9 protein-coding genes are annotated in these 9,131 nt (G+C 68.1%); all 9 read left to right on the top strand.

Annotation, left to right across the window (positions count from 1 at the left end):
- The first annotated feature begins 126 nt into the window (after window positions 1–126).
- The gene (locus K4B79_RS23710) at window positions 127–420 is read left to right on the top strand and encodes a hypothetical protein (protein ID WP_232028886.1); all 294 of its coding nucleotides are present in this window, start codon (window positions 127–129) and stop codon (window positions 418–420) included.
- A gap of 293 nt (window positions 421–713) precedes the next feature.
- Window positions 714–1,037: a hypothetical protein gene (locus K4B79_RS23705; RefSeq protein ID WP_232028885.1), complete on the top strand. Its 324-nt coding sequence runs from the start codon at window positions 714–716 to the stop codon at window positions 1,035–1,037.
- A 356-nt stretch (window positions 1,038–1,393) separates the two neighbouring features.
- The gene (locus K4B79_RS23700; RefSeq protein WP_232028884.1) at window positions 1,394–2,398 is read left to right on the top strand and encodes a substrate-binding domain-containing protein; all 1,005 of its coding nucleotides are present in this window, start codon (window positions 1,394–1,396) and stop codon (window positions 2,396–2,398) included.
- Window positions 2,399–2,403: 5 nt separating this feature from the next.
- A complete protein-coding gene (locus K4B79_RS23695) occupies window positions 2,404–3,474 on the top strand; it encodes an ABC transporter permease (RefSeq protein WP_232028906.1) in 1,071 nt (356 codons plus the stop codon).
- Between the two features lie 5 nt (window positions 3,475–3,479).
- The gene (locus K4B79_RS23690) at window positions 3,480–4,391 is read left to right on the top strand and encodes an ATP-binding cassette domain-containing protein (RefSeq protein WP_232028883.1); all 912 of its coding nucleotides are present in this window, start codon (window positions 3,480–3,482) and stop codon (window positions 4,389–4,391) included.
- A 116-nt stretch (window positions 4,392–4,507) separates the two neighbouring features.
- The gene (gene iolC / locus K4B79_RS23685; RefSeq protein WP_232028882.1) at window positions 4,508–5,485 is read left to right on the top strand and encodes a 5-dehydro-2-deoxygluconokinase; all 978 of its coding nucleotides are present in this window, start codon (window positions 4,508–4,510) and stop codon (window positions 5,483–5,485) included.
- Window positions 5,486–5,489: 4 nt separating this feature from the next.
- Window positions 5,490–6,362: a Cgl0159 family (beta/alpha)8-fold protein gene (locus K4B79_RS23680; protein ID WP_232028881.1), complete on the top strand. Its 873-nt coding sequence runs from the start codon at window positions 5,490–5,492 to the stop codon at window positions 6,360–6,362.
- Entirely contained in the window at window positions 6,359–7,231 is an 873-nt protein-coding gene (gene iolB, locus K4B79_RS23675; RefSeq protein WP_232028880.1) for a 5-deoxy-glucuronate isomerase, read from the top strand. Before K4B79_RS23680 ends, iolB begins: the two co-directional genes overlap by 4 nt.
- Window positions 7,231–9,114 carry a 3D-(3,5/4)-trihydroxycyclohexane-1,2-dione acylhydrolase (decyclizing) gene (gene iolD, locus K4B79_RS23670; RefSeq protein WP_232028879.1) on the top strand — a complete coding sequence of 628 codons (1,884 nt, stop codon included), beginning with the start codon at window positions 7,231–7,233 and terminating at the stop codon, window positions 9,112–9,114. The genes iolB and iolD overlap by 1 nt, the downstream gene beginning before the upstream one ends.
- Window positions 9,115–9,131 lie beyond the last annotated feature (17 nt).

The raw sequence follows: 9,131 nt of genomic DNA, 5'->3' as shown, positions 1-9,131 counted from the left end.
AACCGGGAGCGGATCCACTCGACCATCGGCTACATCACGCCGTACGAAGCGAGAACCCGCTACCGACAACGACTCGGCCTTGCGGCATAGAACGGAAGTGTCGGGCCCCGAGGGGTCACTTCAGTGGTGGGCAACCCCACGACCATCACCCAGGCGTGGGACGCCGCCCGCCGCGGCGGGACGGTCGCCCTCGTCGGAATGTCGGCCGCCGACGCGATGATCACCATGCCCGCGCTTTCCCTGGCCTCGGACGACAAACCGCTGTGCGGCAGCCTCTACGGCGGTACGCAGGCTCGGCGGGACATTCCGCTGATCGTGGAGTTGGCGGAGACAGGCCGCCTCGATCTCGCGTCGATGGTCACGCGCCGCGTACCACTGCACGAGGTGAACGACGCCATTCGAGCGTTGGAGGCGGGGTGAGCAGATCCGCACCGTCGTCGTATGACCCTCTGAAGTCAATCCAACCGCCATAGAGGCCAGCGCCGCACGCGGAGCTGGCCTCCGGGTTTCTTCCTCTCACCCACAAAGAGGAACACCTGTGCCCTACGACGCGTCGCCGTCCCCCACCTACTGCTTGTCGGAGCTGGAGCAATGGGCGTCATAACCGGATACCACCTGCAGTTAGCCGCGCCGAAGTGATGTTCCAGGTACGGCCGGCACACGTGGAGAAGCGGTCGCTGCCCCAGACGCTCTCCTCCTAGGACAGCGCGACCGTGAATCACTCCGCTGGCTACCGGGTGATTTCAGATGTCTCGGAAGTCGCCGACCAGACCTACGAGTACGGCATCGTCACCCTTGACGGCGCCTCCTCGTACTCCGTTGAGGGCACCACACTGCTGAACCACCTTGGCGACGCCGTCCGTGAAAGATCCGACACCGTTGTCATCGGAGGCATCGCGGTGCCGGGAGATCGGCCGACAGGTCGACCCCGTTGGGCATCGGCACCCGTAGCTCCGCTGGACCACGACATCCCGGGTCAGAGTGGGGGACAGCTTCAGCCGGCGCTCGACGAGATGGCCGATCAGGTTCACCACTGACGCTTCGTCCGTCAGCGCGGTCCTTTCCGGACGCCGGATCGAGCGGCATGAAGAGGAGCGCACGCCCGACATCCTCGAGATCACGTCGGCGGCCAGGCAGTCCATGTTGTCGATACGTCCTGACAAACCTCTTGACACCGCCGACAGGGCATTCGATAGTACGGGCATCTAGAACGTACTAGTAGCACGTTCTAGATGCTGCCGAGCCGCACACACCCGATGGCTGCCGCAGACGACACGTTCCGCCGCACACGGCGTTCTCATCAACCGCTCGCCCGCGTCACTCGGCCGGGCGCGGCCCTCCCGAGGCCGGAACCCCATTCCCACCCTGATCAGCACAGCGAGGTGCAAGGGACATGCACAGACACCACAGAGCCGCCGCACTGGCCGCCACCGTTCTCACCGGCGCTCTTCTCGCCACCGGCTGCTCCAGCAGCTCAGGCGGCAAGAAGTCCGAGGAGACCGCGAACGGCGCGTCGGCGGGCAAGGCCACCACTCCCCGCATGACCGTCGCGCTGGTCACCCACCAGGCCCCCGGCGACACCTTCTGGGACACCGTCCGCAAGGGCGCCGAGGCCGCCGCGGCCAAGGACAACATCAAGCTCATCTACTCCGCCGACCCCAACGCGGGCAACCAGGCCAACCTGGTGCAGAACGCGATCGACCAGAAGGTCGACGGCATCGCCGTCACGCTGGCCAAGCCGGACGCCATGAAGTCCGTCCTGGCCAAGGCGGAGCAGGCCGGCATACCCGTGACCGGCCTCAACGCCGGCCTGAGCCAGTGGAAGAGTCTGGGCCTCCTGGAGTACTTCGGCCAGGACGAGACCGTGGCGGGCGAGGCGTTCGGCAAGAAGCTCAATGACATCGGCGCCAAGCACGCCGTCTGCGTCGTCCAGGAACAGGGCAACGTCGCCCTGACCCAACGCTGCGACGGCGTGAAGGAGACCTTCTCCGGCAAGACCGACGTCCTCTACGTCAACGGAACCGACATGCCGTCGGTGAAGTCGACGATCACCGCCAAGCTCTCGGCAGACAAGTCCATCGACGAGGTGGTCACGCTTGCCGCGCCGATCGCGCTGACCGCCACGCAGTCGGTCTCGGACGCCGGCAGCAAGGCGAAGGTCGCCACCTTCGACCTCAACAAGGACCTCATCAAGGCCATCCAGGAGAACTCCATCCAGTTCGCCGTCGACCAGCAGCCCTACCTCCAGGGCTACCTGGCCGTCGACGCGCTGTGGCTCTACAAGAACAACGGCAACTACAGCGGCGGCGGTGAGCAGCCCGTGCTGACCGGCCCGGCCTTCGTCGACAAGTCCAACGTCGACAAGGTCGCCGCCTTCGCCGCAAAGGGAACCCGGTGACGAGCATGACCCAGCACGCCGAGCCGGCGGTGACCACACCGCCGGCCCCCGGCCCCAAGGACACCGACGGGCGCACCGCCGAACGGTCCATGATCGTAAGGTTGTTGGCCCGCCCCGACGTGGGCGTCTTCCTCGGTGCCGTGGCCGTCTACGTGTTCTTCCTGATCGCGGCGCCGCCGGTGCGCGACGCCAGCTCGATGGCGAACATCCTCTACCAGTCCTCCACTCTGGGCATCGTGACCGTCCCGGTGGCACTGCTGATGATCGGCGGCGAGTTCGACCTGTCGGCCGGCGTCGGAGTGATCACCTCGGCGCTGACCGCGAGCATGACCGCCTACCAGCTGAGCATGAACGTCTGGGTCGGCGTCATCGCCGCCCTGATCGTGTCGCTGGCGATCGGCTTCTTCAACGGCTGGATGGTCGTCAAGACTGGCCTGCCGAGCTTCCTGGTCACCCTGGGCAGCTTTCTGATCCTGCAAGGGGTCAACCTCGCGGTGACCAAGCTGGTCACCGGCAACGTCGCCACCGACGACATCAGCACCATGGACGGCTTCGACCAGGCCAGGAAGGTCTTCGCCTCCAGCTTCGACATCGGCGGCGTCCAGGTGAAGATCACCGTCTTCTGGTGGCTGCTGTTCGCGGCGATCGCTACCTGGGTGCTGCTGCGCACCAAGTACGGCAACTGGATCTTCGCGGTCGGCGGCAACAAGGAGTCGGCCCGCGCGGTCGGCGTCCCGGTCGCCTTCACGAAGATCTCGCTGTTCATGTTGGTCGGCGTCGGCGCCTGGTTCGTCGGCATGCACCAACTGTTCTCGTTCAACACCGTGCAGTCCGGCGAGGGCGTCGGCATCGAGCTGATCTACATCTCCGGCGCGGTGATCGGCGGCTGTCTGCTGACCGGCGGCTCTGGTTCCGCAATCGGCCCGGTCTTCGGCGCGTTCATGTTCGGCATGGTGCAGCAGGGCATCGTCTACGCCGGCTGGAACCCCGACTGGTTCAAGGCCTTCCTCGGCGTGATGCTCCTTGGCGCCGTCCTGATCAATCTGTGGGTCCAGCGCACAGCGACCCGGAGGTGACCCGAATGACAACCAACGAAACCGGCACCCACGGCGCTGTCCTCGCGGACAGGGCCCCCGAGAAGAACTTCCCGGTCGTTGAACTGCGCAACGCGGGCAAGGCGTACGGCAACATCCGTGCCCTGCACGGCGTGAGCCTGACGGTGCATCCCGGCCAGGTCACCTGCGTGCTCGGCGACAACGGCGCCGGCAAGTCCACCCTCATCAAGATCATTTCGGGGCTGCACCAGCACACCGAGGGCGAGTTCCTCGTCGACGGCGAACCGGTGCGCTTCTCCACCCCGCGCGAGGCGTTGGACAAGGGCATCGCGACCGTCTACCAGGACCTCGCCGTCGTCCCCCTGATGCCGGTCTGGCGCAACTTCTTCCTCGGCTCCGAGATGACCAAGGGCCACTGGCCGATCCGCCGCCTGGACATCGAGGCGATGAAGAAGACCGCCGACGAGGAACTGCGCAACATGGGCATCATCCTCGACGACCTCGAACAGCCCATCGGCACCCTGTCCGGCGGCCAGCGCCAGTGTGTCGCGATCGCCCGCGCCGTCTACTTCGGCGCCCGCGTCCTCATCCTGGACGAGCCCACCGCCGCCCTCGGCGTCAAGCAGTCCGGCGTCGTCCTCAAGTACGTGGCCGCAGCCCGCGACCGCGGACTCGGCGTCATCTTCATCACCCACAACCCGCACCACGCCTACATGGTCGGCGACCACTTCAGCGTGCTGCGCCTGGGCACCATGGAACTCTCCGCCGAGCGCAGCCAGATCACGCTCGAGGAGCTGACCAACCACATGGCCGGCGGCGCCGAACTCGCCGCACTCAAGCACGAGTTGTCCCAGGTCCGCGGCGTCGACGTCGAGGAACTCCCCGAAGAGGCCGACCTCACCGCACCCGTAGCAGTCACCAAGGAAGCCGCCTCCTGATAACCGTGGCGGCCGGCCCCGCCCACACGTCTCCGCCACCGACGGGCGCACCCAACTGAGACGCCAAGTCCACCTCTCCACCCCCGGAGTCTCCGGAGCGAAGGGAAATCAGTGTCATGCCGTTCGAAGTGCTGACCATTGGCCGCGTGGGAGTGGATGTTTATCCACTTCAGACCGGCGTGGGGCTGGCGGAGGTCACCTCGTTCGGCAAGTATCTCGGGGGTAGCCCGACCAATGTGGCGGTGGCCGCGACCCGGTACGGGCACTCCTCGGCTGTGATCACAAAGACGGGCAGGGACCCGTTCGGGGACTTCGTCCGGCAGGCACTGGAGAGCTACGGCGTCGACAGCCGGTTCGTCGGTACGTCGGACATCGCACCGACGCCGGTGACCTTCTGCGAGATCTTCCCACCGGATGACTTCCCGCTGTACTTCTACCGGCTCCCGAAGGCCCCCGACCTGGACATCACCGCTGGTGAGCTGGACCTGGGGGCAGTACGGGACGCGGCGGTCCTCTGGGTGACAGGTACCGGGCTCAGCGAGGAACCGAGCCGCTCGGCCACGCTGGCCGCCCTCGCTCACCGGGCCAAGGCGGGGACGACGGTCTTCGACCTGGACTGGCGGCCGATGTTCTGGGCCGACCCGAACCAGGCGCGCGGGTTCTACGCGCAGGCCCTGCGGCACACGACGGTTGCTGTGGGCAACCTTGACGAGTGCGAGGTGGCCACCGGTGAGCGTGAGCCGTATGCGGCGGCGAAGGCGCTACTGGCCGCCGGAGTGGAGCTGGCCATAGTCAAGCAGGGCCCCAAGGGAGTCCTGGCAATGGACCGGGACGGTTCTACCGCCGAGATCCCGCCGGTTCCGGTGGAGGTCGTCAACGGGCTCGGCGCCGGAGACGCCTTCGGCGGCGCGCTGTGCCACGGCCTGCTGTCGGGCTGGGACACCCGCCGCACCGTGATCTTCGCCAACGCCGCCGGCGCCATTGTCGCGAGCCGACTTTCCTGCTCCGACGCGATGCCGACCGAGGCCGAGGTCGACGCCAAGCTCGGCGAGGCGGCCGGAACATCCACCAACGACTCCCAGCAAGAGGTGTGACGACGTGCTGTCCGAGATTGTGAGCCGGATCGTGAACGCCCGGGTGGGCGACCCCGGCGCGGTCGCGGCCGCCGCTGCGCGCCGGGTGAAGGCTCCTTCCCTGCTCGGCGAGCACGGCAAGGCGATGATCATCGCCGCCGACCACCCTGCCCGCGGCGCCAACGGCGTCGGCGGGGACCCGAATGCGATGGCGGACCGGTTCGAACTGCTGGAGCGCCTGTGCATCGCGCTGGAACGGCCCGGCGTGACCGGTGTCCTGGGAACCGCGGACATCCTCGAGGACCTGCTGCTGCTCGGCGTGCTGGACGGCAAGAGCGTCTTCGGCTCCATGAACCGGGCGGGCCTGGCCGGGTCGGTGTTCGAGATCGATGACCGGTTCACCGGCTACGACGCCGCCACGATCGCCGCGATGGGCTTCGACGGCGGCAAGATGCTCACCCGCATCGCGCTGGGCGACCCCGCCACACCGGCCGTCCTGGAGAACAGTGCCCGAGCGATCGACGAGCTGAATGACCGTCAGCTCATCGCGATGGTCGAGCCGTTCCTGTCCGCCTGGCAGGACGGGAAGATCCGCAACGATCTGTCCACCGATGCCGTCGTCAAGTCCGTCACCATCGCCTCGGGGCTCGGCCGGCGTACCGCCTACACCTGGCTCAAGCTTCCGGTGGTGGAGGACATGGGACGGGTGCTGGCCTCTTCCACCCTCCCGGCGCTGCTGCTGGGCGGCGAGGTCAAGGACGCGGACGCGGCCTTCGCCTCATGGGGCAAGGCGCTCAAGCAGCCGACCGCGCAGGGGCTCGTCGTGGGCCGGTCTCTGCTCTACCCCTCGAACGGTGACGTCGCCGGTGCGGTGGACAAGGCGGTGAGCCTGCTGTGAGCAAGTACCACCTGCCGACGGGGACTTCTTCCGATGGCCCCTATGACCTCCTGGTCACGCCGGAGTCGGCGGGCTGGGGATACTCCGGCCTGAGGATCCTGACCCTCAAGCCGGGCGAGGCACACGCCGTGTCCACCGGCGACTCCGAGTTCCTGGTCCTGCCGCTGACGGGCTCCTGCACCGTCACCACGGACGCCAGCGTCTTCGAACTCACCGGTCGGACAGGCGTGTTCGCCTCGGTCACCGACTTCGCCTACCTCCCCCGCGAGTCGGAGGCCCTGATCAGCAGTGCGGCCGGCGGCCGGTTCGCACTGCCCAGCGCCCGTACCGGGCGGAGCTCACTCTCCGCCCGGTACGGGTCCAAGGAGAACGTGCCCGTGGAGCTGCGCGGTGCCGGGGCCTGCTCAAGGCAGGTGAACAACTACTGCCTGCCGGGCACCTTCGAGGCCGAGCAGCTGCTGGTCTGCGAGGTCCTCACACCCGGCGGCAACTGGTCGTCGTATCCGCCGCACAAGCACGACCAGGCCCGGCCCGGCCAGGAGTCGGAGCTGGAGGAGATCTATTACTTCGAGGTCTCCGGCGGCGAGAACGGCTTCGGCTACCAGCGGGTCTACGGCACCGAAGCACGGCCGATCGACGTGCTGGCCGAGATCCGCTCCGGCGACACGGTGCTGATCCCGCACGGCTGGCACGGCCCGTCGATCGCGGCGCCCGGCTACGACCTGTACTACCTCAACGTCATGGCGGGTCCCGGTCAGGACCGTGCCTGGCTCATCTGCGACGACCCCGCCCACGGCTGGGTCCGCACCACCTGGGACGCCCAGGACGTCGACGACCGGCTGCCGTTCGGCGCCGAGGAGAACCACTGATGAACACGATCAGACTGACCACCGCTCAGGCCCTGGTGCGCTTCCTGGCGAACCAGTACAGCGAGCGCGACGGCCAGGAGCAGCGCCTCATCCCCGGGGTGTGGGGCATCTTCGGCCACGGCAACGTGGCCGGCATCGGCCAGGCGCTGCTGCAGGCGGCCACGACCGGCGAGGCCGACCTGCCCTACTACCTCGCCCGCAACGAGCAGGGCATGGTCCACGCCTCCGTCGCCTACGCGAAAATGCGCGACCGGCTGGCCACCTTCGCCTGCACCGCCTCGACCGGCCCCGGCTCCACCAACATGATCACCGGTGCGGCACTGGCCACCACCAACCGGCTCCCGGTCCTGCTGCTGCCGTCCGACATGTTCGCCACCCGCGCCGCCGACCCGGTGCTGCAACAGCTGGAGGACACCCGCGGCGGCGACGTCACCGTCAACGACGCCTTCCGCGCCGTATCCAAGTACTTCGACCGCATCTCACGCCCCGAGCAGCTCATCCCGGCCGCCCTCGCGGCCATGCGGGTGCTGACCGACCCGGTCGAGACAGGTGCCGTCACCCTCGCGTTGCCGCAGGACGTGCAGGCCGAGGCGTACGACTGGCCGGTGTCGTTCTTCCGGCGGCGGGTGTGGCACGTGGGCCGCCCGGTGCCGGAGGCGGCCGCCGTCGAGCGGGCCGCCCGTCTGCTGCGCAATGCCCGCAAGCCGCTGATCGTGGCGGGCGGCGGGGCCGTGTACTCCGGCGCCGAGACCGTGCTGCGCGCGTTCGCCGAAGCCACCGGGATCCCGGTCGCCGACACCCACGCCGGCAAGGGCGCCGTCCCCTGGGACCACCCCTACGCCGCCGGCGGCATCGGCTCCACCGGCTCGTATGCCGCCAACGAACTCGCCCGCGAGGCGGACGTGGTGCTCGGCATCGGCACCCGCTACTCCGACTTCACCACCGCCAGCCACACCGTCTTCGGTAATCCTGGCGTCACCTTCGTCAACCTCAACGTGGCCCGCCTGGACGCCGTCAAACACTCGGCGGAGCCCTTGGTCGCCGACGCCCGGCTCGGCATCCAGGCCCTCGCCGGAGCGCTGGACGGCTGGGAGGTCGAGGAGACCTACCGCCGTCACATCCGCCGGCTGATCGCCCGGACGCGGCAGATCGAGGACGAGTGCTTTGCTCCCGAGCGGAACACCGGTGATCTGCCCGCCCAGACGCAGATCCTCGGCGCCCTGAACGAGGTCCTCGGCGATCGTGACGTGGTCATCAACGCTGCCGGCTCCATGCCCGGCGACCTGCAGCAGCTGTGGCGCGCCAGAGACCCGAAGGCCTACCACGTCGAATACGCCTATTCCTGCATGGGATATGAGGTCGCCGCCGGTGCCGGTGCCAAGATGGCCGACCCGACCCGCGAGGTCGTCGTGCTGGTCGGCGACGGCTCGTATCTGATGATGGCCCAGGAGATCGTCACCATGGTCTCCGAGGGACTGAAGGTCATCATCGTGCTTGTCCAGAACCACGGCTTCGCGTCGATCGGTTCGCTGTCCGAGTCACTCGGCAGCCAGCGCTTCGGCACCAAGTACCGCTTCCGCGACGGCGATTCGGGCCTACTGGATGGCGACGTCCTCCCGGTCGACCTCGCCGCCAACGCCTCCTCCCTCGGCGCGGACGTCCTGCACGCCACGTCGGTGGAGGAGTTCCGGGCGGCGATGGAGAAGGCCAAGGCCGCCACCCGCACGACCGTCGTCCACGTCGAGACCGACCCCTACGGCCCCAACCCGCCTGGCCACGGCTGGTGGGACGTCCCCGTCAGCCAGACCTCCGCCCTCGACACCACGCGCTCCGCTTACGAGACGTACGCCGCTCAGAAGCAGAACCAGCGCCACTACCTGTAAGTCCCGTCCCCGCAAAG

Source organism: Streptomyces lincolnensis (assembly GCF_021173675.1).
Lineage (GTDB): Bacteria > Actinomycetota > Actinomycetes > Streptomycetales > Streptomycetaceae > Streptomyces > Streptomyces lincolnensis_B.
Note: the sequence above shows the minus strand (reverse complement) of the source record. Positions and strands in the feature narration are given on the sequence as shown.

Coding starts and splice junctions, on each gene's coding strand:
- K4B79_RS23695 (WP_232028906.1), top strand. CDS start 2,404: ATGACCCAGCACGCCGAGCCGGCGGTGACCACACCGCCGGCCCCCGGC.
- K4B79_RS23690 (WP_232028883.1), top strand. CDS start 3,480: ATGACAACCAACGAAACCGGCACCCACGGCGCTGTCCTCGCGGACAGG.
- iolD (WP_232028879.1), top strand. CDS start 7,231: ATGAACACGATCAGACTGACCACCGCTCAGGCCCTGGTGCGCTTCCTG.
- K4B79_RS23700 (WP_232028884.1), top strand. CDS start 1,394: ATGCACAGACACCACAGAGCCGCCGCACTGGCCGCCACCGTTCTCACC.
- iolC (WP_232028882.1), top strand. CDS start 4,508: ATGCCGTTCGAAGTGCTGACCATTGGCCGCGTGGGAGTGGATGTTTAT.